At 43.8% G+C, this 22997-nt stretch carries 29 protein-coding genes and 1 tRNA gene; 9 read left to right on the top strand and 21 right to left on the bottom strand.

What is annotated here, in order from left to right; all coding sequences use genetic code 11:
- Positions 1-10: 10 nt before the first annotated feature.
- The 4 genes from ftsZ to VJB08_02240 all read right to left on the bottom strand — a co-directional run bounded on the left by ftsZ (position 11) and on the right by VJB08_02240 (position 3742).
- The gene (gene ftsZ / locus VJB08_02255) at positions 11-1042 is read right to left on the bottom strand and encodes a cell division protein FtsZ (protein ID HLD42790.1); all 1032 of its coding nucleotides are present in this window, start codon (positions 1040-1042) and stop codon (positions 11-13) included.
- A gap of 199 nt (positions 1043-1241) precedes the next feature.
- Complete coding sequence (locus VJB08_02250; protein HLD42789.1) at positions 1242-1910, bottom strand: FKBP-type peptidyl-prolyl cis-trans isomerase; 669 nt, start codon at positions 1908-1910, stop codon at positions 1242-1244.
- Positions 1911-1931: 21 nt separating this feature from the next.
- Positions 1932-2471, bottom strand: coding sequence for a cytidylate kinase family protein (locus VJB08_02245; protein ID HLD42788.1), 540 nt, complete (start codon positions 2469-2471; stop codon positions 1932-1934).
- A 32-nt stretch (positions 2472-2503) separates the two neighbouring features.
- Positions 2504-3742 carry a sugar phosphate nucleotidyltransferase gene (locus VJB08_02240; protein ID HLD42787.1) on the bottom strand — a complete coding sequence of 413 codons (1239 nt, stop codon included), beginning with the start codon at positions 3740-3742 and terminating at the stop codon, positions 2504-2506.
- Between the two features lie 99 nt (positions 3743-3841).
- Here VJB08_02240 and VJB08_02235 point away from each other — a divergent pair, with 99 nt between their 5' ends.
- Positions 3842-4393, top strand: coding sequence for a hypothetical protein (locus VJB08_02235; protein HLD42786.1), 552 nt, complete (start codon positions 3842-3844; stop codon positions 4391-4393).
- Positions 4394-4558: 165 nt separating this feature from the next.
- Here the strand turns inward: VJB08_02235 and polX are convergent, their stop codons facing one another.
- Positions 4559-6265 (bottom strand): DNA polymerase/3'-5' exonuclease PolX, encoded by a 1707-nt coding sequence (gene polX / locus VJB08_02230; protein HLD42785.1) that lies wholly within the window; start codon positions 6263-6265, stop codon positions 4559-4561.
- A gap of 74 nt (positions 6266-6339) precedes the next feature.
- Here polX and VJB08_02225 point away from each other — a divergent pair, with 74 nt between their 5' ends.
- The 4 genes from VJB08_02225 (at position 6340) to VJB08_02210 (ending at position 9291) form a co-directional block, all read left to right on the top strand.
- Positions 6340-8139, top strand: a complete 1800-nt coding sequence (locus tag VJB08_02225) for a sigma-70 family RNA polymerase sigma factor (GenBank protein ID HLD42784.1) — start codon at positions 6340-6342, stop codon at positions 8137-8139.
- An 87-nt stretch (positions 8140-8226) separates the two neighbouring features.
- Complete coding sequence (locus VJB08_02220) at positions 8227-8751, top strand: hypothetical protein (protein HLD42783.1); 525 nt, start codon at positions 8227-8229, stop codon at positions 8749-8751.
- A tRNA-Pro gene (locus VJB08_02215) sits at positions 8742-8814 on the top strand. The genes VJB08_02220 and VJB08_02215 overlap by 10 nt, the downstream gene beginning before the upstream one ends.
- A gap of 36 nt (positions 8815-8850) precedes the next feature.
- On the top strand, positions 8851-9291 hold the full coding sequence (locus VJB08_02210) for a hypothetical protein (GenBank protein ID HLD42782.1): 441 nt from the start codon (positions 8851-8853) through the stop codon (positions 9289-9291).
- Here the strand turns inward: VJB08_02210 and acs are convergent.
- Positions 9277-11172, bottom strand: a complete 1896-nt coding sequence (gene acs / locus VJB08_02205; GenBank protein ID HLD42781.1) for an acetate--CoA ligase — start codon at positions 11170-11172, stop codon at positions 9277-9279. The two genes, VJB08_02210 and acs, sit on opposite strands and share 15 nt — an antisense overlap.
- Before the next feature lie 309 nt (positions 11173-11481).
- Between acs and VJB08_02200 the strand changes: the two genes are divergently transcribed.
- On the top strand, positions 11482-12219 hold the full coding sequence (locus VJB08_02200) for a helix-turn-helix domain-containing protein (protein HLD42780.1): 738 nt from the start codon (positions 11482-11484) through the stop codon (positions 12217-12219).
- Positions 12220-12224: 5 nt separating this feature from the next.
- Here VJB08_02200 and VJB08_02195 read toward each other — a convergent pair whose 3' ends face one another.
- The 3 genes from VJB08_02195 to VJB08_02185 are packed head-to-tail and all read right to left on the bottom strand — an operon-like array spanning position 12225 to position 13622.
- The gene (locus tag VJB08_02195; protein HLD42779.1) at positions 12225-12605 is read right to left on the bottom strand and encodes a Zn-ribbon containing protein; all 381 of its coding nucleotides are present in this window, start codon (positions 12603-12605) and stop codon (positions 12225-12227) included.
- Between the two features lie 2 nt (positions 12606-12607).
- The gene (locus VJB08_02190) at positions 12608-12988 is read right to left on the bottom strand and encodes a DUF2073 domain-containing protein (GenBank protein HLD42778.1); all 381 of its coding nucleotides are present in this window, start codon (positions 12986-12988) and stop codon (positions 12608-12610) included.
- Positions 12989-12992: 4 nt separating this feature from the next.
- Positions 12993-13622: an Era-like GTP-binding protein gene (locus tag VJB08_02185; GenBank protein ID HLD42777.1), complete on the bottom strand. Its 630-nt coding sequence runs from the start codon at positions 13620-13622 to the stop codon at positions 12993-12995.
- Between the two features lie 97 nt (positions 13623-13719).
- Between VJB08_02185 and VJB08_02180 the strand changes: the two genes are divergently transcribed.
- A complete protein-coding gene (locus VJB08_02180) occupies positions 13720-14118 on the top strand; it encodes a hypothetical protein (GenBank protein ID HLD42776.1) in 399 nt (132 codons plus the stop codon).
- Here the strand turns inward: VJB08_02180 and yjjX are convergent.
- The 10 genes from yjjX to VJB08_02130 form a co-directional block, all read right to left on the bottom strand.
- Positions 14109-14645 carry an inosine/xanthosine triphosphatase gene (yjjX, locus tag VJB08_02175; GenBank protein HLD42775.1) on the bottom strand — a complete coding sequence of 179 codons (537 nt, stop codon included), beginning with the start codon at positions 14643-14645 and terminating at the stop codon, positions 14109-14111. The two genes, VJB08_02180 and yjjX, sit on opposite strands and share 10 nt — an antisense overlap.
- A 56-nt stretch (positions 14646-14701) precedes the next feature.
- The gene (locus tag VJB08_02170) at positions 14702-15037 is read right to left on the bottom strand and encodes a type II toxin-antitoxin system PemK/MazF family toxin (protein HLD42774.1); all 336 of its coding nucleotides are present in this window, start codon (positions 15035-15037) and stop codon (positions 14702-14704) included.
- Position 15038: 1 nt separating this feature from the next.
- The gene (locus VJB08_02165) at positions 15039-15293 is read right to left on the bottom strand and encodes an AbrB/MazE/SpoVT family DNA-binding domain-containing protein (GenBank protein HLD42773.1); all 255 of its coding nucleotides are present in this window, start codon (positions 15291-15293) and stop codon (positions 15039-15041) included.
- A gap of 131 nt (positions 15294-15424) precedes the next feature.
- Positions 15425-15751 carry a DsrE family protein gene (locus VJB08_02160; protein HLD42772.1) on the bottom strand — a complete coding sequence of 109 codons (327 nt, stop codon included), beginning with the start codon at positions 15749-15751 and terminating at the stop codon, positions 15425-15427.
- Between the two features lie 3 nt (positions 15752-15754).
- Positions 15755-16144, bottom strand: coding sequence for a DUF302 domain-containing protein (locus VJB08_02155; protein ID HLD42771.1), 390 nt, complete (start codon positions 16142-16144; stop codon positions 15755-15757).
- Positions 16145-16147: 3 nt separating this feature from the next.
- Positions 16148-16780, bottom strand: a complete 633-nt coding sequence (locus VJB08_02150; protein ID HLD42770.1) for a methyltransferase domain-containing protein — start codon at positions 16778-16780, stop codon at positions 16148-16150.
- Positions 16777-17073, bottom strand: coding sequence for an SHOCT domain-containing protein (locus VJB08_02145; protein ID HLD42769.1), 297 nt, complete (start codon positions 17071-17073; stop codon positions 16777-16779). The genes VJB08_02150 and VJB08_02145 overlap by 4 nt, the downstream gene beginning before the upstream one ends.
- Positions 17074-17078: 5 nt before the next feature.
- Positions 17079-17714 carry an SHOCT domain-containing protein gene (locus VJB08_02140; GenBank protein HLD42768.1) on the bottom strand — a complete coding sequence of 212 codons (636 nt, stop codon included), beginning with the start codon at positions 17712-17714 and terminating at the stop codon, positions 17079-17081.
- Between the two features lie 68 nt (positions 17715-17782).
- Positions 17783-18310: a MarR family transcriptional regulator gene (locus tag VJB08_02135; protein HLD42767.1), complete on the bottom strand. Its 528-nt coding sequence runs from the start codon at positions 18308-18310 to the stop codon at positions 17783-17785.
- Complete coding sequence (locus tag VJB08_02130) at positions 18285-18599, bottom strand: metalloregulator ArsR/SmtB family transcription factor (protein ID HLD42766.1); 315 nt, start codon at positions 18597-18599, stop codon at positions 18285-18287. The genes VJB08_02135 and VJB08_02130 overlap by 26 nt, the downstream gene beginning before the upstream one ends.
- A 181-nt stretch (positions 18600-18780) precedes the next feature.
- Here VJB08_02130 and VJB08_02125 point away from each other — a divergent pair, with 181 nt between their 5' ends.
- The gene (locus VJB08_02125; protein HLD42765.1) at positions 18781-19110 is read left to right on the top strand and encodes a hypothetical protein; all 330 of its coding nucleotides are present in this window, start codon (positions 18781-18783) and stop codon (positions 19108-19110) included.
- A gap of 341 nt (positions 19111-19451) precedes the next feature.
- On the top strand, positions 19452-20990 hold the full coding sequence (locus VJB08_02120; protein HLD42764.1) for an ATP-binding protein: 1539 nt from the start codon (positions 19452-19454) through the stop codon (positions 20988-20990).
- Positions 20991-20995: 5 nt separating this feature from the next.
- Here VJB08_02120 and VJB08_02115 read toward each other — a convergent pair whose 3' ends face one another.
- Positions 20996-22474 carry a lyase family protein gene (locus VJB08_02115; protein ID HLD42763.1) on the bottom strand — a complete coding sequence of 493 codons (1479 nt, stop codon included), beginning with the start codon at positions 22472-22474 and terminating at the stop codon, positions 20996-20998.
- 51 nt (positions 22475-22525) lie between these two features.
- Positions 22526-22997 (bottom strand): phosphoribosylaminoimidazolesuccinocarboxamide synthase (locus VJB08_02110; protein HLD42762.1); only part of this gene is annotated, 472 nt, incomplete at its 5' end.

The following is a 22997-nucleotide window of genomic DNA, read 5'->3' as shown; positions in this document are numbered from 1 at the left end:
TACACACTCTTTAATCCACAAACTCAATCCCAAGCTCGTCATTGACGCTTTCCGGCTTGAGCTTAGGCTTGTTTCCAAGAATCTGCGTTGATTTCACTCCGGTCACGATCAGCATTGCCCGGATTGTCTTCTCGAGGTCATCGTAAATCTGTGCACCCCAGATAATCTTGGCATCAGGGTCCAAGCTGCTTGAGACTGTCTCTACCACCTTCCTTGCCTCATTCAGGGTCATATCAGGGCCGCCAGCAACATTAATCAGGGCGCCGTTTGCCCCTGCGATATCCACATCCAGAAGAGGGTTGGCAATTGCCTTCTCAACAGCTTCCACTGCCCGGTTTTCAGTGTCAGACTCTCCCACTCCAATCATGGCAATGCCTCCTTTTCCCATCACTGCCCGGATATCAGCAAAGTCAAGGTTCACCAATCCAGCTTTGGTCACCATCTCAGCGATCCCCTTGACCGCGTTTGTGAGGATCTCATCAGCAACTTTGAATGCTGTATGCAGGGGCAGATCCGGAGCAAGCTCAAGCAGCTTGTCGTTTGGAATCACAATCAGCGTATCCACGCTCTGCTCCAGCTTCTCCAGGCCAATCATGGCATTTTCATATCTCCTATGGCCTTCCATGGAAAAGGGCAGGGTGACGATTGCTATGGTCAGTGCACCGACCTTCTTGGCAATCTCTGCAATTACCGGTATACTTCCGGTTCCGGTTCCTCCGCCAAGGCCGCAGGTGAGGAAGATCATATCGCTGCCGTGCAGCAGCTTTTTCAGTTCAGCTTCTGTCTCCCGGGCAGCCTCTTCGCCTATTTTTGGATCAGAGCCAGCTCCGAGGCCGCGCGTGATCTCCTTCCCGATGAGGACTTTCTTGTCAGCTGACGTATAGAGCAGATCCTGGGCGTCTGTATTCACTGCCACAGTCTCAGCGCCAGCCACTCCTACTTCAGTGATCCTGTTGATCGTATTGTTTCCGCTTCCGCCGCAGCCAACAACTTTTATCGTTGCACGATGCTGCTGAAGGATCTTTTCAAGCTCAGCATCCATCTCATTCGTCTTTGAAATCCGCTTTACTGAGCTTGCGTCAATCTTTACCCCTGGCTTCTGATACTGCTTTGGCGCAGGTACTGGTTCACGAGGAGCGGCTCCCCCTGAATCAAAGTACTCTTCAACTGTTGGCTTTTCCCCCTCATCCATAGAACTCCGGCATGCTCAGGTCTTATTTAAATGTTTTCATTGGCCAATACTAAACTTTCACTGTCTGAACCTTTTCCTTCTCCACAACGAACCCAACCTCTTTTATCTTTGTGAGGCCTGCAACCTTCTTGGAAATGTCCTCTGCTATCTCTTTTGGGATTTCGGCTGGGACTGTAACTATTGCCTTCTGCTCGTTCAGCTCTATCTTGGGCTTTATCCCAAGCAATGCTTTCATCAAGGATTCAACCTTCAGCTTTTCATCATCAACGATCCTGTTGATTCTGATATCATACACTACTTCTTTTCCTGCCAAGGGATGGTTGAAGTCAACAATCACCCTGCCTCCTGTTACTGTCCTTATAATACCGCCAATGCCATCAATATTTACTGTAAGCCCCGGAACAGGCATAATCTTTTCCTTGGAGAATGAAGACGTTGGAACCATTCTGAGCAGCTTGGGATTCTTCTTTCCAAATGCCCTTTCTGGCGGGAGAGTAATCGTGTAGACTTTTCCTACCTCTTTTCCGGCAAGCTCTGCCTCAAGGCCAGGCAGCATATGCTTCTCTCCCAGGCAGATCACCTGCGGCTTAAATTCAAAATGAGAATGCTGCAATCCTGAGTCCTTTGCAACAGAGGCATGCGTAGTGTCGAAGACGCTTCCGCCAGCCCTTCCGGTGTACTCAACCTCGATAAAGTCCCCTTTCTTGGTAGACACCATACTCAAAAGGGAAGAAGGCGCTTATTTAAACCTTTTGATGAAGGTAATGATGTCTTCGGCAGCCTTCCCGGCAGAAATGTGTGAAGTATCCACAACATAATCATAATTTGCCCTTTTAAAATAATCGAGCTGGTAGTATCTCTTATATCTCCTTTTCTCAGAGGCGATCCTCTTCAGAATATTCTCCTTGGTTTTCTTCAAAGAGATATTCTCTGCCTCATCCTTCCTTTTCGTCTGATACACTCGTTTTGCTCCGGTATCAAGGTCAACATCAAGAAATATCTTAACTGATCCTGGAATAAAATGCCAGCCTAATCGGGAGTCAATGACAAAATTATCCTGAGCATTTCCAAGATTGCTCTGCTTCTTGTCCAAAAGCTCATCAATCTCCCTGCTCTTCTCAGCAATCCTGCTCAATTCCAGCAAAGAAATGCCTTTCTCAACAGCAATCTCACCCATGAGATCTCCAATAGAATAATGCTTGATCCCTAATTTTTTTGCAACCAGCCCGGCGACTGTTGATTTTCCGCTTCCTGGCATGCCTGAGATGGTGATGATCATAGGAGGCTTGACCCAGAATGAGTATATAAATATTAACGTATCTGAACAAGACCGTCCTTTGTCGCAGCCATTCTCCTTGGAATCACACGAACCCCTTCAGTGTAGGGCTTTCCTGCGGCATTCTTTGGAAGAAATCCCCTTCGCATATCTGCCTCATCATCAAATCCTATCTGAACGCCCTGCTCAACCTGCGCTCCGCTGTCAATGATGGTTCCCTTTATGCAAGCTCCCGGCTGAATAACTACATCATTATGGGTAATCACGTCTGTAAGGGTGCTGTCTTCAGCTACTGATCCCGGGCCTAAAATTACATTCTCAAGTGAGCACTTCTCAACAATACACCCCGGAGATGCCAAATAGCGGCCGTTGGAAGTAATCCCATAAATCTTTGCAGGCAGGGTATGCCCATTAAGGAAATTCCATATCCTCCATTTTTTATTATATAAATCAATTGATTTGGGTAATGCCTTCACCTGATCCATTGACGCATCAAATAATGCGCGTACCGTCCCAACATCGATCCAGTTTAACTTTTCTTCTTCACCGGTCTCTGTTGGAATCCTGTTTGTCGTATAGGTATACGCATGCAAGTGGCGGTCGTTTACTATTCTCGGAAACACATTCTTTCCAAAATCTATATCCTCTTCACCAATATACGATAATGCCGACGTCTTAAAAATATAGATGCCCATATTTGCCAGACAGTACCCAGGAAAATCCGGCATTTCCGGTGGATCTTCCACTTTCTCATGAAATCCTGTTATTCTCCCGCCTTTCTTGGTTTCCATGACCCCCAAGCGGGCAGCATCTTTCTTCAGAACGGGTAGAGCAGCGATACTAACATCAGCGTTTTGCTTCGTATGCTCATTCAGCATTTGATTGAAATCCATCTTATAGATGTGGTCAGCGCTCGCAACAATAACATACGATGGGCGAAGGTGATTAATCTCACCTAGATTTTCGAGTACTGCATGCGCCGTTCCTGCATACCCTCCTCCCTCAATCTGGGCATTTCGATGGTCAATAAACTCATCAATAGATCCAACCAGCGGCCTCCAGTTTTTAGACACAAACTCGTTTAATGCATTACTCTTGTGTTGTGTGTACACATGAATCCTCCTAAAATTTGAATTGACGAGGTTGCTTAATGGAAAGTTTATGAGCGGAATGCTCCCTATATAAGGAACCAGCGGCTTGGGAATCTCATCTGTGAACGGGGCTAGCCGCTCTCCCCTGCCCCCAGCTAATACAATTGAAAGTACTTCCTCCATACAAAAAAAAGATCTTAGAGACCTTATAAATGTTTCGATTAATTACTATCATAAAGTAATTACAAAGTCACTTAAGCCACCACAACCTTCTGCCCTCTAATGAAACTATCCATCATCGGCTCTTCAAGCAAAGACACCATCCTTAAGAACAGCAAGATAAGCCAGGAGGACCTCAACGCATTAATCAGCCAATTAGGGACGTACGCAGCATCCTTGGCTGCAGAGCTCATCATTGTGCCGGATGAAGGCATCCCTTTCGAGATTGCAAAAGCTTACAAAGAAGCAGGCGGCCATAAGGTGACAGGAATTGTGCCTTTATTGGACAAGAAATTCGGCGTTGAGCATATCAGGGAATTCATCGGCATCCTGGACGAAACTGTAGATGTTAAGACCTGGTATGAGGCAGACGGAGAGATTGCTTCCTTTGGAGACCTCTGCATCTGCATTGGGCTTTCTCCGGGATCCCTGGTGGAAATCTGCATGATGAAATACCATGCAAAGTTCTTGGACAAGAAGATCCCCCTTATTATTTTTGAAAATACGTTCTCCGGAAAACTGCCCGAGGAGATTAAGGAGCAATTATACGAGCTAACCTATGTGCAAAGAATGGATGAACTTGCCGATGTTGTGAAGAAGAGATTTCTTAGCTAGGATTTAACAAAAGAAGCAGGATCTCTCGGATATATCACACTTCCTCTCTCTTAATTGTTTTATCGCTGTCAAAATCCTTGTTTCCAACATATCCTCAATTATCACGAAGAATGCTGCTCATTTTAAAAGAATCAACAGAATAAAAGTTATTTCGTATTAACGCCGTCATTCTTTTCTCTTTATCCACCTCTCAACCTTCTTCAAGCTCCAGCAGTTGACAATATCCTCCTTCTCAAGCCAGCCTCTTCTTGCAGTAAACACAGCATATCTCATGTTAGGAAGCTGCAACGCCGAATGGCTGTCTGAGTTCGTCGAAAAGACACATCCATATTTCCTTGCTTCCTGGATCATGGTGTCATTTAGGTCAAGCCTCTTCGGCTGGCCATTGATCTCCAAAGCCACATGATTCTTCTTCGCAGCCTTAAACACCTCGCTCCAGTCAGCATCAGCTCCCTTTCGCTCAAGCAGCAGCCTTCCTGTAGGATGCGCCAGGATATGCATGTTTCCAGACTCTATCGCAGAAAGGTACCTTTGGGTAATCTTTTCCTTTGGCTGCTGCAGTCCCATATGCACAGATCCAACCACAATATCAAGATGCTCCAACAGGCTCTTATCAATATTCAGCTTTCCTTTATCATTAATATCTACCTCAGCCGCCCTGAATATGTTAATTGATGATCTCTTCTGCGCTTGCCTGATCTCCTCATGCTGCTTCAACAGTGCCTTTTTGTCCATTGCTTTTGCAATCTTCAGTCCCATATGATCTGAAATTGCCATAAAGTGGTATCCCAACCGATTGCACGCTTCAGCCATCTGCTTAACAGAATCAGCACCATCACTATATGTTGTATGCATCTGAAAGTCTCCATGAACGTCCTGCAATGAAACGAGATCAGGAAGGCTTCTCTTCTGCCCTGCTTCGATCTCCCCCCTATCCTCCCTCAGCTCAGGAGGCATCCATGCAACGCCCAATCTCTTGTAAATCCCTTTCTCGTCCTTTCCGGCTATCATCTTCTTTCCCTTAAACAGCCCGTACTCAGATAATTTATACCCTTTCTTGATTGCAATCTGCCTGAGGTGGATGCTGTGCTCCTTTGACCCATAGAAATACTGCAGACCAGAGCCCCATGAAGCAGCAGGAACATTCCTCACATCAACCTGTATTCCAGATTTCAGGATGACGGATATTTTTGTCTCCCCTTTCACCAAAACCCTTCTGACAGATTCGAGCTGAGAAATAAAATCAAAGGTCTTCTCCACATCAGAGCTTTGGATAAGAATGTCAATATCTCCGATGGTCTCTTTCTTCCTCCCTAAAGACCCTGCAATCTCAACCTTCTTTACTTCTCTCTGTTTTCGCAGAACCTCCTGAATGGCCTCAGCCTCAGGCAGTGCAACCCCGAGCAAAACCCTTCCTTTGCTTTTCTGGCTGAACTGGATTCCCTGAAGAAATCTCTGCTCGCTCTTCTCTCCAAATCCCTTTACTCCTTTCAACTTTCCCCTCTTAATGATCCTCTGCAAATCTTCTGGATTCCTCACCCTGAACTTCTTGTACAAAAAAGCGATTTTCTTTGGTCCAATGCCCTCTATCTTCTCTAGGGCCTCAATATCGATTGGCAGCTCCTTTCGTAATCTTTCAAATGCCTGGATCTTTCCTGTTTCGATATATTCAACAATCTTCTTTGCAAGCGACTCTCCAATCCCCGGAAGCTCCTGAAGCTTTCCCTGCTTTGCTAGTTCAGCAATATCCTCATCTAATTCTTCAATCGTCATTGCTGCCTTTCGATATGCCTGAGGCTTGAACTGCTCTTCTTTTATTTCAAGGTAGTCAGCCATCTTATAAAAGATGGATGCGATCTCTGGATTCTTCATATGCTGGTTGAGGGGAAATGGCTATTTATAGGTTGCGGAAATCTTTTTATAAGACAGAGGTTCTCTTCCTGCGAATGGCAGAAAGCATTGCCTTGAGCACAGCGGATTTGATCCGAATCAACAGGGATCTGCCGGTTCATAACCTTGCAGAAATAGCCGGGATTCCTGAAGAGTCAGTTGCTACCCTTCTCCGCATGTATGGCTATGAGCCTATCTATGCTTCAGAGCGGCTTGCGCCTTCTTCAAAGATGAATCGCACGCATATCACCATTCCTCAGGCAATGGAGAAGAATAGGCTTTCTTATGAACAACTCAACGATGCGATTCTCGCAGGAGAGCTTGCTGCCATAAGGCCTGAAACGAATTCAGATTCCTACTGGTTATCGCCTCGAGACGTACAGAAAGTTGCCGATAGGATTAAGAATGGAGGCATAAAGCCAAGAAGAGATCTCCGGTCTGAAATGGCAAGGAAAGAGCGGAAGCTTTTCTTTCCTGAAGATGGCCCAAGCCATGAGAAGCGTTTTCTTACCTATCTTTGCCAAGTGCCGCTGCTCACCCGAGAGGAAGAACAGGCTTTGCTGAAACAAGTGAGAGAGGGAGATGAAGTAGCTATCGATGATCTCATAGAGGCTAATGTTAGGCTTGTTTACGGGAAGGTGCTTGCCAATTATAAAAACTGCCCTAGCCTTGAGCCGATGGATCTTTTTCAGGAAGGAATCTTCGGGTTGCAGCGCGCTGCATTCAATTACAGCCCCGAGAAGCGCCATCCTGAGACAGGAGCACCATTGAAGTTCAGCACCTACGCCACATGGTGGATCAACCAGACGATTATGAGAGCAATCGTCAATCAAGCGTTTACGATTCGGATTCCTGTCCATGTCTATGAGCGGCAGCATGCTATTGCAAAATGGGTGTTAAAGTTTATAGACGAGAGTGGAGTGGAGCCAAGCATAGAACAGATCATCTCTGGATTGCCGCAATATAAGCTCTCCCAGATTAAGAGTGATATCAAATACATGACCTGGACTCCTTCTGGCCCTGATTTTAATTTTCATGAAGAGCCGATGCATTTGGATGATTTGTTGAAGGAGGGTGAGCATGATACCTTCCACGAAATTATCGCTGATACAAAACTTCCGTCGCCTGCTGCAGCAGCCATAGATGCTGAAGAAAGGCAGAGGCTGGAAACTCTTTTGGGCAATCTTCGCTTCACACACAAACGCCAGGTCTCAGAGCGGGATAAAGCAGTCTTTAGCATGCGTTATGGTCTTCAAGATGGCATCAGCCACACTTTGCAGGAGGTTGGTGATGAGTTTGGAGTAACAAGGGAGAGAATCCGGCAAATTGAAACAACGATTTCTAGGCTGATAAGCGCGAAAGCTAATTATCGTCCTCTTGACATTCAGTATAGACTCCATATGAAAAATGAACTTTCTCATATCTTGGAGGCAAATCAAAACACACAGCCTTATCTTGAAATGTTTTTTCATAAGTACGGGTATGTTGACGGAAAACAGCATACCTATGCAGAGCTCGCTGCCTCTTATAATGTTCCGCGATCCTCTATCAATAAAGGAACGCTCCGTGTCCAGGCTAGCCTCAAGGAGAATGGAATCATGTTTGATGGAAGGATTCATTTTACAGAACAACAGCTTGAGCAGGCATTGAATGGGGTCAGAGCTTTGCAGCAGCACAAGGACTGGTATAAGCTCCATTTTGGCTTGAATGAGCATAAGATACGGCATTCGTATAAGGATATTGCTGTTGGATACCATGTTTACTCTAACCTTGTTGAGGGCGCGATTGACAATCTCAGATGGAAGGTACAGCAGCACATCATGGAGGATGCTCTTAGGGAGCGTCGTGGCGCTTGATTGTAGTGGCGCTGAGTTTTCCACTAGGGCGCCGTTCTTGGCTTAACCTGCCATACATTTATATTAAACAAAACAATCCATCATTCCATGGATCGGTCAAAGTATATCAATCGCAGAGCATTCCTGCTCCTGACTCTGGCAGCGTGTTCATCAGAAGACAGCTATATCACTTCTTTTTACGGCAAGCCAGTCCCAAAGCAGCATAAGAAAGCAGGCAGGATACTCCTTGATATGCTTCTTGAAGACCCGCAAGTAACTGAGAGCATTCATGGTCTTGCCTATCACTCTCAGAAAGGATGTGAGGTAGCAACAGCGTATTCATTGACATGGAATTCCAAGGAGACTCTCACAGCTTTGATGGAATCTCCAACCTTTGCAAGATTTAATCTTGAGGAAACGAACTGGGCTCCTGCAAATACCCCTGACAATGCATTGAATATGCTTGTTAATCCGACAGACAGCTTTGAGTGGTATCCTGATAAGTTTTATATGGTGAAGCTCTATATCTCCAAAAAAGACGATATGATCGATGGTTGCGTAATTGCAAACGTCGTAGGGCCGTTCAATAACCGGACAAAGAGGCAGCAGCTCAGCGAAATCAAGGGGTTGTAGTGTAACTTGGTATCACTCCACCTTCGGGAGGTGGCAATGGGGGTTCGAATCCTCCCAACCCCATATCTTTTTATATCCGGAGTTTCTCCTTTGGGTTCTATGGGGCAAACCCTCGTCCAATATCCCTCTCTTGGGCCAGTTGATGAATCCTACACGACATCCTTTCCTGTTATTCTCAAGCTCAGAACTTTTTATCAAACACATTCAATCAATAATGACGCGCTTCATGCGGCAGCGCTCACTGTATCAGATGACAATGCGCACATGTGCAACACTTATACTGATGATGGAAGTAGATGGTATGGAGTAACCATTTTCAAGAAAGGCCCTATTGCCCAGGCTGCCATCCTGTTCCCTTATCACACTGAAAAGGATAAGCTGACAGTTCTTCAGAGCTGCAGCGATTCTGACCTTGCTGCTCTGCTCAGGAACGAAATTGACGAGCTTTCGTCCATTGAGGCCGCTCTTTCAGCTCCTGAGTCTCACTCCATTCGGGTAGAAGCATGGAATGATAGAATTAACGGATTATCCAATCCGTAGGCGCTTATGCATCAGCTTCTTTACACACTCTGAATTCACCAGTGTCTCAAATGTTCCTGGCTTCTCTCCTGCAGCAATCTGCCTGAGGATTTCCCTCACAATCTTGCCTGACCTGTTTTTCGGCAATTCATCTACAAAAATGACAGAGTCTGGCTTTGCAAAATGGCCAAGAGAGTCTGCTACCCTCGTAATCAGCCTGCTTTTTAGAGCTTCACTTTTCTTGACCTTCTTCAGCACAACAAATGCAGCTATAGCAGAGCCTTTGATTTTGTGCGGAACTGGCACAACTGCGGCCTCAGCAACAGCGCTGTCTGCAGCTAAGCTTGCTTCAACCTCTGCTGCCCCTATGCGATGGCCGGCCACCTTGAGCACATTATCAATCCTGCCAAGCAGCCAGTAATCTCCATCTCTGTCTTGCTTTGCCTGGTCTCCAGTCAGATAAAAAGTCTTAAAGCTCAACTGGTAATTTTCATGGGTGTGGACTCCTTCTTTTCCAAGGGTTATTCCTGCGCCAGGCCAAGGCTTTGTTAGTGTGAGGAGTCCGTTTTCTCCATGCTTTACAGGCTTGCCTTTTTCGTCAACAATTAATGGAGCAACTCCAAAAAACGGCTTCATGGCAGATCCCGGCTTGAGGGAGAAACAAGCAAGCGGAGAGATCATGATGCCTCCTGTCTCAGTCTGCCACCAGGTATCTACAATAGGGCATCTCTTCTTCCCAATAACTGTATAGAACCATCTCCAGGTTTCAGGGCCTATGGTCTCGCCTACGCTCCCTAGAAGCCGCAAGGAAGAGAGATCGTGCTTCACGACCCAGGAATCTCCATAGCGCTGCAATGCACGAAGGCCAGTTGGCGAAGTATAGAACGTATTCACCCTATACTTTTCTATGAGCTGCCACCATCTATCCGGAGATGGATACTCAGGAGCGCCCTCATACATAAAGAGAGTGGCATTGTTCAATAGCGGGCCATACACAAGATAGGTATGGCCTGTGATCCATCCAAGATCTGCTGTGCACCAGTAGACATCATCCTGGTAATCAAAAATGTATTTGAATGTTGCTGTAGCATAGACTGCATAGCCTCCATTGAGATGCATGATTCCCCTTGCTTTGCCTGTTGAGCCTGAGGTGTAGAGGATAAAGAGGGGATCATTGCTTCTCATCCATTCTGGAGCGCATACAGCAGAAGCATCTTTCATCTCCTCCTCCCACCAGAGATCCCTTTCCGGCTTCCAAGCAATTTTGCTGTTGGTACGCTGAACGACAAGGAGATGCTTTACAAACCTTAAGCCATGAACAGCCTTATCCGCAATATCCTTCAAGGGAATGATCTTTCCTCTTCTGAAACCTCCGTCTGCTGTGATTACAACCTTGCTCTTTGAGTCTGCGATCCTCTCACGAAGGCTCTGGCTGCTGAAGCCTGCAAAAACGACAGAATGAACTGCCCCTATCCTTGCGCAGGCAAGCATTGCAATGAGTGCTTCAGGAATCATAGGCATGTAGATGCATACCTTATCTCCTTTCTTCACACCTCTTTTTTTCAGAACATTTCCGAGCTTGCATACTTCAATGAGAAGCTCCTGGTAGGTGTATTTGAGCTGCTCTCCAAACTCTCCTTCCCAGAATAATGCTGTTTTCCATGGGTTTTTTGCAGCATGCCTGTCCAAGCAATTGACGCTGAGGTTTAATTTTCCTCCGATAAACCAATCTGCTCCGTCTCTCGTTTTCCTGAACGAGGCGGAGAACTTCTTCTTCCATGTAATCTCTGAAGCCATTTTTCTCCAGAACCTCGAAGGGTTTCGAATGGACTCATCATACATCCTTGTATACTGCCTGGAACTAATCAGAGGCTTCTTCTTGAGGTTTGGCTTGTAAATCATGAAATCCTATCAGAGAATGGGAGTTTATAAAGTTTTATACATTGTTAAATACCTTGTTAAGCCTGTTTTTGAATACTATTGAGAATGAATCCTCCTTTTTGAGAGGACAAAATTCTAAGATGAAAAAGATTCTTAAGCTTCTGGTTGCTTTCTGCAATACCCTTCCCCGTCATTGGCGTATCTCCAGTGATTAAAGTCGCTTAATATGTCCAAGTATCTATCTCTCATCCCCTTGTATAGCGTACCCTGCAAGCTTTCAAGGGTTGTTGCACCCAACCACGCCGCGCCGCCAAGCGCAATGTAGCAACTTTGTTCAAAGGAATCCTGGAAGAGATTGGATTATCAAAAAATGAGATCAAGGTATATCTCGCCCTATTAAAACTGGGCAAATCCACTTCATGGAAGCTTACAGCAGAAACAGGGATCCAGGTATCAGCGTTATATTACTGCCTTGATAACCTCATCAAAAAAGGCTTGGTCAGCTATATCATGATAGCAAATAAAAAGCACTTTCAGGCAGCATCACCAGAACACTTAGTCCAATTGTTAGATACTAAGAAAAAACAAGTAGAGGCAATTCTTCCAGAGCTAAAGGCAATCCAAAACGAGACTGAAGAAAGAATACAAACTAATGTGTATGAAGGGTATAAAGGATTCAAAGGTGTTTATGATAGACTGTTGAGGGTAATGAAAAAAGGGGGTACCTACTATGTTTTTGGGGCCAGGCAGATAGGAGATCCCACAAATGAAACCCTGCATCTTCTGTTCTTGAATTTTCATAAGCAGAGAGAAAAACAAGGCATCAAAGCAAAAATATTGTTCAACAAAGATGTCGAGAAAGAGGTCAAAAAAGCCGCAAAGGACTTCAAGCATATGAACTATAGGTTTATTGATACAAAAAACAATTCATTTATTCTTATATACGACAACAGGATCGTTAATTTTCTTTACACACAAAGATTGATTGCAATAGAAACAATATCAGAAGATGTTTATCAGTCCTACCGGCAGTTCTTCGAAGAGATGTGGAAGGCTGCGGCTCCTTGACTCCGTTATTTCCTCAATCTGCCAAAGCTCTCAACCAGATCAATCACATACTTCCCTTCAGCGAGCTTGAAGATGAGAGGATCCTTCTTGAATAGATGGACTAAGTCAAGCTCGTACTTCCCGGGCTGCTTAACATTGATTGCCTCGATATCAAGGAAGACCGGCTCGTCTTCATCCACCTTGCTCCCAACAATATCCAGGATATCCCTCTCAATCTGCTGCTTGTCATCTTCGGTAAGGTTCAATGCGTCTGCTTTCTTCCTGGCTTCCTCCAGCTTCGCTGCTTTCACAAAAAAAAACAGCCGCGCACCGCAGGGGCAACCCTTCAGGATCTGGTCAGCGCCGTCTTCATAGAATGTGTTGCACCTAACACATTGGTGAGGCATGCTTATTTCCTCTTCTTGCGGTCATTAATATACATCTCAATCTTATTTGGGTTCTTCTTGATCTCTTTCACGATGCTCGCAGGCCCGATAATGGTGAACCCTACCCGGTTGCCAAGAAGCAGCGTAGCCATGGTTCCCTTCAGCTTTCCGACAAAGCCTGCGCCAAGGGTTTCAGGGTTAATCACTGCCAGCTCAATGCCTTTGAACTTGTTGTTGATCTCTGACATGGTCATGGAGATAAGGTTAGCTTCCTCTTCCTTAGCCAACCTTCCTTCGAGCAGCACAATCTTGTCCTGCTTCGCAACATCCAGAACCTTTTTTATCCGTTGCTCTGGCTGAAGCGGCTCCATTTCTCCATACGGCACAAATTGAATGGTTAGCATTTCCTTACCCCACTAATGCAAATAATGACTCATAAAAGGTATCCATATGGTCCCCGTACTTCGCTGAAATCCCAACGACTGAGTACTGGGGGAACGCTGCCTGTATCTTCTTAATACTTGACCTTTTTAAATCTATTTTGTTTGCAACGATCATGACCGGTATGTTCCTCGCCTGAAGGTTGCCGATAATCGTGACATTAACCTGGGAATACGGATCTTTGGTGGCATCAATGATGACCACTACTGCGTCCATGTCATCCAGCCATTTAATCGCCTCGATCACCCCCCTTGTGGCCTCTTTCGCACGCTTCTTGGCATCCTTCTCTGCGAGCCCTTTCCTCATGAATTCCTCATAGTCAATCTTAGTCGCAATCCCTGGTGTATCCACCAGATTGAAGGACAGCTCTTTCCCTTTGTTCTTGATGTCTATCTTCTCCTTTATCTGGATCTCTCTCGTCTCATGCGCTATTGAAGAAGTCGAGCCCATCTCTTCTCCAAGCCAGTCCAAGGAGATCCTATTGGCTAAGGTTGTCTTGCCTCCATTAGGGGGGCCGTATAATCCTAGCTTGATATGCTTCTTCTTGCGGAAGATGTTCTGGAATACCTTCTGAATAAACCTTTTTATGAAATTCATCTTTCGAGGAGTGGAAGGTCTCGGCTTTAATTAGCTTTCTATTCTCGCATACGGTATTGTGAAAAGCTTTAACTATTCCATGAAAACACTCTTGTCTATGAGCCTGCCGTACTTCACTCTGCTCTCCCAGCGCAATGGAGAATTAACTAACCTTATAGATATCGAGACCTCTCAAAATGGCTGTTTTGTCCTATTTCAGGATTCCCAGTATCCTGAGTTTTATCTTACGTGCCAGGCAGGAAATGCTAATCATTTCAATGTGATAGATAACTTTTACACCTTGGCTGAACGCCATGGCCTGGCAATAAGAACCTTGGCTGATTATTTCAATCCCGTTATGAGTGGATCGTTTAACATTAAAAACAGCAGCCTTACATTACAAATAAAACACGTTGACCAAGCCATAGCGGATACGGATCTAGAGGATCTGCTCTACCAGCTTATACTGAATTCTGGCTATAAACTCTTGGAATTAGAGGACGTGGTTTACCCGTAGAGCTCTTTGTTCTCCCATGGGATAATTGCGCTCAGCACTGCTTCCTTGTTCAGATCTTTTCTCATCACCCTTCCTTTTGTCAAAAGACCGATTGCGCCCTCTTCATTGCCCAGATTGCTCTTTTGAGTGTACCCTAATTCGCGAAAAGCTTGGGAAATGTTTTTATCCTCGGTGGTAACTTTCTTAATGGCAGCAGGCGGAAACTCAAATGCTTGGGAGAGGCCGAGAAAATAGCGTTTCCCGTCAAATATCGCACAGCAGGAGAAGTCCATCCATCCAGTAATCGTTCCTGGAATCTGCGCAATGCCTGATTCCAAGCCAATGCTGAGGTCGCAGTCTTTGTACGCATTCTTTGCCCTTGTCTTTGCGCCTTTTACAATCTCCTCAAAGCTTTTGGGCTGGTGGTGGACTCCTGAATCAACCTCTATTGCCTTGATCTCAGCATCCTTGAGCTGAGGGACAAGAGCAATTGCTTCCTTCACCCCCTGGAGCTTTGAAGGGTTCTGGGTTCCTACGTTGATGAGCATAGAGAATGGCAATTTGAGATACTATTTATATCTTATCGGTTTCAGAACGCAGCTCATCAAAACATCCTAAAAATCTCTGCTTTGATTTTCTCAAAGGTTTTGTCGGTGATCGTTCCTATCTTCATACTAACTAATCTCTTTTCAACAGCGAAAATCTTGTCCGCCCTTACTCTGCTCTGCTTCATAAGCCTGCCTGAAGCCATATTTTGCTGATCTATAATCACAGAACAAGGCTCGTTTTTGATGACTGTTGTTAAGGGAACCATGATACAATCGGCAGATTTTTTATTGAAAGAATTATTTGATACAACAATTGCAGGCCTAACCTTTGTTCCTTCCAAATCTGAAAACGGATACGGGAGCAAAACCAGCTCCTTTTGATTTATGTGCATGTTACCTCTTTAGATATTGGCTCCACATATCATCGCTTTTATTATCCCAAACCTCTTTTAGAGACCTCTCGCTAAACTTGATAATATCCTTAAACTCATCCTTTAGTTTTTGCTCCATCTTCTGTGCCTTTTCCAGCAATATCTTATTCTCTATTTGTATAACCACCAATTCGTCTCCTTTTTCAATTCCCAAAGTCTCTCTCATTGGCTGAGGAATCGCTATCTGTCCCTTCTCTGACACTCGTATCGTTTTCATCATTTTTAATGCCTCTTGCAGTTGTAAGAATTTTCTTACTTATAAATCTTTCGGTTGTTTGGGCTCCGGTGAACCTCTTTTCAAGGTTGCTGTGGCTTTGCCGCATATAGCCTGCTTCCCAAAAGGTAGGGTTAGCCAAACGTCAAAACCTTAGCAGACTCTTCAACTATTTGTAACATTTCTTCCATTGTAGAAACAGGGCAAATCCTGCTTTCTTCTTTCTGCCGTATCTGCAAGCACGTTCCGCATGCAAGAATGCTGCCTTTGTTTTTCACAAATTTTTTAATTGAACCTTCAAGAAGAGGAAATCTGTCATCTTTCACATTCTCAACTTCAACGCCTTTACCAAGCAAAAATATCTTTACAGCATGGCTATTCTTGAGCGCTTCGTTGCAAAATCTGAAGCAGTTCCAGCAGGTTTCTGCATCGTTTGTGTTTAAAATTACCCCTATTTTCATACTTTACCTTGCATTATCCACCATTTCAATAATCTCTCTTTCTACCTCCTCAGCTTCTCTTTTGCTAACTTCTGGGAAAAATTGTGATATCATAGTCGGTTTCATTCCAATAATCTTTACCTTTCCATTCTCTTCTATCACATTGATTTTGCAAGGCATACAAAGAGAGATTAACCTATTCTTATTCAGGAACTGATTTGCATATTTGCCTGAGCATATCTCAATTATTTTCAATGGCTTTTGTTTAAACCCCTTTGCCGCTAACCTCTCTTTTACATCATAAATCTGAAACAAAGCCCAACCTTTCTGCTCAACTGCTTTCAAAACTGAAACAGTTGATTCATCAAAGCTCTTTTCTGTTTCAACAATATATGCAAAATCCTCTGGATTCATATTTTACGCCTCTTTAGATGATTTTCTTGCTATAAATAACCTAAATACGTCGAGTAACGCAAGATTTTGGTCTTTTACGATTTTCATATCAGCATTAATTATATTTTGTTTCGTGTTCCTATTAATGTTTACGCCCATAATAACCCTTGTTAGGGGATTATGGATGTGTTCAATCAATGCTAGTACAGGGTTTTTGCTTAACACATGTTCAATCATGATCAGTCTGCCTGTTGGTTTTAGAATTCTCCTTATTTCCTCTAAGCCTCGTATGGGGTCAGGAACCGAGCAAAAAACACAGCTTGTTACAACATAGTCAAACGAATCGTCTTTAAAATTAAGATTCTCAGCATCCATTTGCTTTAGAGTGATGTTTTTCTTGCCAGATTTAATTAACTTTTCTCTGGCCTTCTCTAACATCTTTTCTGAAAAATCAATTCCTATAACTTCTGCGTTCTTATCATAATAGCCAATATTTTCTCCTGTTCCTATCCCTACCTCAAGGATCTTTCCTTTTAGCGGAGCGAAAAACTTTTCCCTCCATTTACTGAACCATAATCTTTCAGCAAGTTTATTATATGAATCATAGAATCTTGCCAGACGATTATACTTCTCTCTGCTTTTACTAGTTCTATTCATGGCAACAGTTCTTTTTTCATTTCCCCATACTGCTTTTTTGATATTTCCCCAGAAGCATACCTTTTTTTAAGTATGACTGATGGATCTTCCTCTTTCCTGCCTGCCTGACCAGCATTGATAAGCGCAACAACCAGCCATATTAACACTCCCCAGAAAATCAGCATAAAGATGAATCCGAAACCCATGCCAAAGCCCATCATCCCATACCCGCCCATTCCAAGACTTCCTATGAGGAACAGTATAACAATCACAGCAATGAAAATCCATACCAATGTGTTTTTATCTTTTTCCATGATTATCACTCCTTTAGCTCCTTTTTCATTTCCTCAAATTGTTTTTTGTTTATCTCTCCTTTAGCATACCTTTTCTTTAAGACATTAATAGGAATTTCAGGGACTGCTTCTCTTTTTATTATGAATGTATAGATAAACCAGATTATCAAAACCATTATTCCCATCCAAACCAATAACCCGATTATACCCCAAAAATTCCAATAACCAAGACCATACCCCCAATTACCCATCATTCCCTGCATCATGTTTGTTTGCGGATTCTGCCAACCCGTCGTTCCCTGGCCCATCATTCCGCCACCCATCATATTCATCATTCCCATCATGCCCCCTGAGCCCATCATTCCGCCGGCATTTTCATTGCAATAAAGCCTTTTAGCCATTTGAATATGCACCTGCTTTAAATTTTCAGAACCTTCTCCACCCATCATCTCATCCATCAGCTCATGGGCTTCGCCAGGATGCATTTGTTCCATGTAATACTCTCCAATAGCTTCAAGCTGTTCATCTGTTAAGTTATCACAACTCATTCCACTATCAACAAGTTTTTTCCCTTCTTCAAATTCACTTTGATGATCTCCATCAGCTGATACTAAGACTATGCTCAGCAGCAGCATTCCCAAAGCTAATATTACTGTTTTCATGTTGTATCACCATAAATTAGATACCAAAGCAATTATAATTACTTTGCCGCTTAAACCGTTTTAAACCATTATTCTTGCTTCTGTAAATATACCTTGTACGTTTTTCCTATCCGTTCTCTTTGGATTAACCCTATTTTGTCCAGATTAGTCAGTATTGTTGAAACTTTTGCTTTGCTCCAATTTAATCTAAACCTTAACGAGTCCTGGGTTATTTCACCTGCTTTTTTTATAACGTCTAAGATCGCGTTTTCATCTTCAGATAAAGCCCTTTTTATGATACTATACTCCTGCTCTTTAGCGTCATGCTTAAATAAATAAAAAGAAACAACAAGCGCAGCAACAATTGCAGCAATCAATGAAATTAAATTCATACTAGCAGAGCTGCTACTAGAGAAATTCATTATGCCAGAGCCCATCATTTGGCCCATCATGCCCATCGCTGGGGCAGGCCCTGTAGCGAAAAATGGCGTTACTATAAAGAATGCAGCAAAATAGAAAACAACGCCAACTAATAAAATCAGCAATATCTTGGTTACCTTATCTAATTTCGTTACATTGATTTTTTTCATCCTATAAACCTCTAACAATTTTTCCATTCTGCCTTAACCTTTCAGTCAAAACTTCTCTTATGATATCAAATGCCTTAATGATTTTCGGATTTGTAAGTTTGTAATAGATGTTCTTGCCTTTCCTGCTTGATGCCACAATGCCTTTAGACTTCATAATAGACAAATGCTGAGAAATATTTGCCTGGCTTAACTTTGTCTTTTCTATCAGCTCAGTGACTGAACGTTCTTTATCTCTCAATAGGTTCAGGATCTCCAATCTCGTTGAATTTGAAAAAACCTTGCACATCTCAGCATGAATGCTATACAATTCCCTCATAACAACATATTAGAATATTCTTATATTTAAATACCTTTCGGTCAAAAAAACGGACCGGATGCGAGAATACGAAGTGCTTCAAAGGCAGGCAAAGCTCGGCATGGCCATCTTAACGCAGCTTATGGGCAGTTTTAATTTTTTGACCATTTTATTTATAAATACATCTCAATTCCATCTTTCTATGGCATCCCTTGAAGAAACAATAAAGTGGAACAAACACATTGCCGCAACAATTGATCCAGTCCAATTCTATATGGATCATTACAAAGGCTTGACAAGAGGCCAAGTACGGCTGCGCGATCAGAGTTTATATGAAACCTTGAGGATACGTGGGTTACTAGACAATGTTCCGCTTGCAAACAGCAGATTTGGGGATGATCCTATTGCATATTACCAAAAACATTATCCTGGCCTAACAAGAGGCCAATTAGTGACTAAAAATCCCAGTTTGTACCGGAGATTAAGACTAGATAAATTACTGGAGCATATCCCTAAAAAGGCGCCTGGCTAGAAAACATTTATTGAAAATTCGGGGTTTAAGACGCGGGCTTTAGCCCGAATTTTCAATCCACAAAAATCCGAGGATTTTTGGGACGGAAAATTGCTTTTCAATTTTCCTGTCCCGAAAACCGCACGATCAAAAACCCCAACCTTTAGGTCGGGGATTAGTGCGGTTTTCGTTATTACTAAAATCTACGCGCATGAACATCAAAAGTCTGTGAGCACCTACGAATCTGATTTTGGAAAGGAATTCTTCTAAACTTATCGGGAAACCTCGGCGTTCACCGACGACGCGGTTGTTAAAATTATGTCATAACAACCTTTAAATAACTCCAAACAACCTCCCCTTTCATGACCAAAGGGCTTGTGATTGCAGGGGAGTTCGGCAACATTCTGGTGAGGAAGAAGTCAACAGAGGAGATTGAGCTTGGAGAGCTTTTGATTGCCGAATCTGCTGAAACAAAGATTCTGATGCAGGCTTTTGACCTTGTCTATGGCTCTCAGATTTCCCAAGCAAACAGGGAGCTGATCTCAGGCATGAACCTTGAGCAGGACATTGACATCAATTTAATGGAGCCTGAGCTGAGAAACTACACTATTGCAAGGATGAAGAATCTCATAACTTTGAAGGGAAGCAAAGCCCAATTGTCAAAAAATATCCCTTCGATGTTCTCCATCATAAGGGACATAAAAAAAGAGGATCTCGCATTCCTCAACACACCCCAAAACCCATTATTCATCGGAAAGCTCCGCTCAGGATCAAAAATTATTGATGCAGATATCTTCCTTCCGGGAGATCAGGTGTTTTCCCACCATATCCTAATCCCCGGAACGACCGGAAGAGGAAAGAGTGTTTTTGTCTCCAATATGCTCTGGAACACTGTTGACAAGGAATACTGCGGCTTTCTTGTCTTGGACCCTCATGATGAATACTATGGAAGAAACAAGCTCGGCTTAAAGGATCATCCTCAAAAAGAGAGGGTCGTCTACTACACCGCAAAGAACCCCCCTCCGGGATGCAGGTCTTTGATTGTCAATCTGAAAACTCTGAGGCCTCATCATTTCAACGGAGTTGTTGACTTCTCAGATCCCCAACGCCAGGCTTTAAACCTCTATCATAAACAGTATGGCGATGCTTGGATCGAGTCCATCATCCTTGAGAAGCCACTGGAAAAAGCCCAGTTTCGGGACGATACCCTTGCAGTCATCAGAAGAACCCTTCTCTGGATCTTGGACATCCAGATAGCAAATAACCAAGTCTTCACCAAAGGGGTCTTTTCATTATCTTCAGGAGAGACAACGATAGCTGACATTGCCAGGGAATGCGAGAGAGGAAAGACTGTGATTATTGACACCTCCAGCTTTTCCGGCCAGGTTGAGCTCCTGGTTGGATCACTTGCTGCGACCGAGATCTTCAATGCTTACAGATGGCACAAAATGAATGGGCTATTAAATGAAAAACCTGTTGTATCAGTTGTCCTGGAGGAGGCTCCAAGGGTTTTAGGAAAGGAGATCCTGGAAAAGGGCCACAACATATTCTCAACGATTGCAAGGGAAGGAAGGAAATTCAAGGTTGGCTTGACAGCAATTACACAACTTCCCTCTTTGATTCCGAGAGACATCCTTGCAAACATGAACACGAAGATTATCCTTGGCACCGAGATGAAGCCTGAGAGGCAGGCTATCATTGATTCTGCATCACAGGACCTTTCAGATGATGACAGGAACATAGCTTCCCTGGATAAAGGAGAGGCGATTGTCTCCTCTAACTTTGCAGCATTTGCATATCCGATAAAGATCCCTTTCTTTGATGATGTTGTCAGGAAAACACTGGAAGAGGGGAGAAAGGAAAAGGTTGAGAGGAGGTTTGAGGGGGTGAATCTTCAATAACTATTTTATCCTAATGTCCTCTTACCGTAATACGCCTTAGCAACATCCAAAACCTGCTGTTTTGATTCTCCAATATATGCCAGGGGATTTGAAATCTCTTTTATGGTTTCTTGACCAAGTCGAGAGAGGGCATCTTCAGATGCGAGAAGAATATTGTAAAATGGTACCTTGTCAGTATATGCCTTTTTTGCAAGCTTGCCAATAAGATCATGCGCCTCTCTCCTGCTCAGAGGGTTCTCTGTAAGCCGGGGGTCAGTGAGATATGCAACGACTCTTGAAGCAGTTGTAACCCCCTGCGTTCTCTCTATTCGTTCACGAATCCTTTCTTCATGAGGTGTTAATCGAAGCAAAATGTTAGCTGTGAGCTTAGCTGCATAATCAGCTATTTTAAACAGATCGCCAAGTACAATCCTATCTGAAGCAGATCCCTCTAAGTCCCTGGCATAAGCCATATCTGCTGTCGCATACAGAGTTGCTGTGTACCCAGAAGCCATATGACTCAACGATCGGATTCTTTCTTCCATTGATGGATTCCCTCCCTTTATGTCTTTGTGGGGCATAGCGCTGGAGCCCTTTGTTCCTTCATCAACAACTTCCCATAACGTATCAACATCGTCGCTTTTTTGTTTTTTAATCTCTCTTGCGATTGAAGCTAGTGTTGCCATTGATATAGCAACAGCTGAGCCAATATCACACAAAGCTTCGCGAGGAGGGGTTTGGCTTGCGGCAATCATACTGCGAAGGCCTAACCTCTCCATAAGGTCTGATTCCAGTTTCCTCCCATCAACTCCTGTGGCAACGGTGTTGTGATAGCTGCCTGTTGCATCAGACCACTTTCCAAATAAAGAATTTTTATAATGATAAGCCAAAGTATCTACCCTAAACTGAATCCTCTCAGCAAAATGTACGAATACCTTTCCAAAGGACTCAGCAACAGCATCAAGCTCATGGCTCTGCGCCATTGTAATGATATCCCTCCCTTCAACTGCCTTTTCAATCAAAATGTCTCTGAGATCCTCGAGCCGTGGTATGTACACATCCAAACTTGTCTTCAAACTTGATCCCTTCGCGGTTTCTGTGCTATCGGCGCTGGTCTTAAACCTGCCTACATGAGGCTTATCTTCAGGCAAAAGCTGTTTACTCAGGATATTTGTAACTGCAATAACATCATGATGCGTCGTTGCTTCCTCTTGATGCGCAGCTTCAGGACTAACAAACCCAATGGTCGCTTTCTCTGCAATTCTTTGAGCATTCTCTTCAGGGGTTATCTCTGGATAATTCTTGCTTACTACTTTTGTAGAAAGAGCAACTTGATCAAGTATCCCCTGAACAGTCGAAGTTGAATTAAAAACTCCGCACATCTCCTCTGTCCCATACCTCCCTGCTGCCAATTCTTGAGAATCAACCTCAGGGACGTCGAATTTTTTAGGGATGCCCCGCGCTCCAAGATTTTCCAAAATTTTTTTGATAAGGTCGTCTTCCATCTCTATCCTCTCTCAACCATTTTTGCAGCTCTGCCGCAACCTGCTCGTTTCCTAAACACTATTCTGCATAGCGAGTATTACATCGCTTAAATCAGGAGCTTCGAATATCCCCCTCCCAACCCATGCGTTTGCAGCAGCCATGTACATATCGCTGACTAACTTTACAATATCTTCAGGAAGCTGAACTGGTTTAACAGGGCAGCGCCCCTGCCAGCCATCTCCTATTTTCTTCCATTCATCACAAGCTTTGTGGAATTCTGGCTGGTTTTGGTCGTACCATTGGCGTAAGAATTCCTTGCTAAGATCCTGGCCGAAGCGGTCCTCATCCAATGTTCCTGCAACATCAGCAAGCACCAGGCAATTGAACCATACCAACTCAATCTTTCCATCCCAATGGGGGCCAAGTCCAACTTCCTCTGCGCGTTGGGTGATAAGATTATCCACAGATAATGCGAATGGACCGATCTTTTCAAAGTCCTCTTCTCTCAGCCCGGAAATGCGCAATGCTTCCTCATCGCTTAAA

This window comes from Candidatus Nanoarchaeia archaeon (assembly GCA_035290625.1).
GTDB lineage: Archaea > Nanobdellota > Nanobdellia > Woesearchaeales > DATDTY01 > DATDTY01.
The sequence above is the reverse complement of the archived record's forward strand: the minus strand, read 5'-3'. Positions and strand labels throughout refer to the sequence as shown.

Excerpts from the sequence above, each read along its gene's own strand:
- ftsZ (HLD42790.1), bottom strand. The coding sequence starts at position 1,042 with ATGGATGCTGAGCTTGAAAAGATCCTTCAGCAGCATCGTGCAACGATA.
- VJB08_02250 (HLD42789.1), bottom strand. The coding sequence starts at position 1,910 with ATGGTGTCTACCAAGAAAGGGGACTTTATCGAGGTTGAGTACACCGGA.
- VJB08_02245 (HLD42788.1), bottom strand. The coding sequence starts at position 2,471 with ATGATCATCACCATCTCAGGCATGCCAGGAAGCGGAAAATCAACAGTC.
- VJB08_02240 (HLD42787.1), bottom strand. The coding sequence starts at position 3,742 with ATGGAGGAAGTACTTTCAATTGTATTAGCTGGGGGCAGGGGAGAGCGG.
- VJB08_02235 (HLD42786.1), top strand. The coding sequence starts at position 3,842 with ATGAAACTATCCATCATCGGCTCTTCAAGCAAAGACACCATCCTTAAG.
- polX (HLD42785.1), bottom strand. The coding sequence starts at position 6,265 with ATGAAGAATCCAGAGATCGCATCCATCTTTTATAAGATGGCTGACTAC.
- VJB08_02225 (HLD42784.1), top strand. The coding sequence starts at position 6,340 with ATGGCAGAAAGCATTGCCTTGAGCACAGCGGATTTGATCCGAATCAAC.
- VJB08_02220 (HLD42783.1), top strand. The coding sequence starts at position 8,227 with ATGGATCGGTCAAAGTATATCAATCGCAGAGCATTCCTGCTCCTGACT.
- VJB08_02210 (HLD42782.1), top strand. The coding sequence starts at position 8,851 with ATGGGGCAAACCCTCGTCCAATATCCCTCTCTTGGGCCAGTTGATGAA.
- acs (HLD42781.1), bottom strand. The coding sequence starts at position 11,172 with ATGATTTACAAGCCAAACCTCAAGAAGAAGCCTCTGATTAGTTCCAGG.
- VJB08_02195 (HLD42779.1), bottom strand. The coding sequence starts at position 12,605 with ATGCCTCACCAATGTGTTAGGTGCAACACATTCTATGAAGACGGCGCT.
- VJB08_02190 (HLD42778.1), bottom strand. The coding sequence starts at position 12,988 with ATGCTAACCATTCAATTTGTGCCGTATGGAGAAATGGAGCCGCTTCAG.
- VJB08_02185 (HLD42777.1), bottom strand. The coding sequence starts at position 13,622 with ATGAATTTCATAAAAAGGTTTATTCAGAAGGTATTCCAGAACATCTTC.
- VJB08_02180 (HLD42776.1), top strand. The coding sequence starts at position 13,720 with ATGAGCCTGCCGTACTTCACTCTGCTCTCCCAGCGCAATGGAGAATTA.
- yjjX (HLD42775.1), bottom strand. The coding sequence starts at position 14,645 with ATGCTCATCAACGTAGGAACCCAGAACCCTTCAAAGCTCCAGGGGGTG.
- VJB08_02170 (HLD42774.1), bottom strand. The coding sequence starts at position 15,037 with ATGCACATAAATCAAAAGGAGCTGGTTTTGCTCCCGTATCCGTTTTCA.
- VJB08_02165 (HLD42773.1), bottom strand. The coding sequence starts at position 15,293 with ATGAAAACGATACGAGTGTCAGAGAAGGGACAGATAGCGATTCCTCAG.
- VJB08_02160 (HLD42772.1), bottom strand. The coding sequence starts at position 15,751 with ATGAAAATAGGGGTAATTTTAAACACAAACGATGCAGAAACCTGCTGG.
- VJB08_02155 (HLD42771.1), bottom strand. The coding sequence starts at position 16,144 with ATGAATCCAGAGGATTTTGCATATATTGTTGAAACAGAAAAGAGCTTT.
- VJB08_02150 (HLD42770.1), bottom strand. The coding sequence starts at position 16,780 with ATGAATAGAACTAGTAAAAGCAGAGAGAAGTATAATCGTCTGGCAAGA.
- VJB08_02145 (HLD42769.1), bottom strand. The coding sequence starts at position 17,073 with ATGGAAAAAGATAAAAACACATTGGTATGGATTTTCATTGCTGTGATT.
- VJB08_02140 (HLD42768.1), bottom strand. The coding sequence starts at position 17,714 with ATGAAAACAGTAATATTAGCTTTGGGAATGCTGCTGCTGAGCATAGTC.
- VJB08_02135 (HLD42767.1), bottom strand. The coding sequence starts at position 18,310 with ATGGAAAAATTGTTAGAGGTTTATAGGATGAAAAAAATCAATGTAACG.
- VJB08_02130 (HLD42766.1), bottom strand. The coding sequence starts at position 18,599 with ATGAGGGAATTGTATAGCATTCATGCTGAGATGTGCAAGGTTTTTTCA.
- VJB08_02125 (HLD42765.1), top strand. The coding sequence starts at position 18,781 with ATGGCATCCCTTGAAGAAACAATAAAGTGGAACAAACACATTGCCGCA.
- VJB08_02120 (HLD42764.1), top strand. The coding sequence starts at position 19,452 with ATGACCAAAGGGCTTGTGATTGCAGGGGAGTTCGGCAACATTCTGGTG.
- VJB08_02115 (HLD42763.1), bottom strand. The coding sequence starts at position 22,474 with ATGGAAGACGACCTTATCAAAAAAATTTTGGAAAATCTTGGAGCGCGG.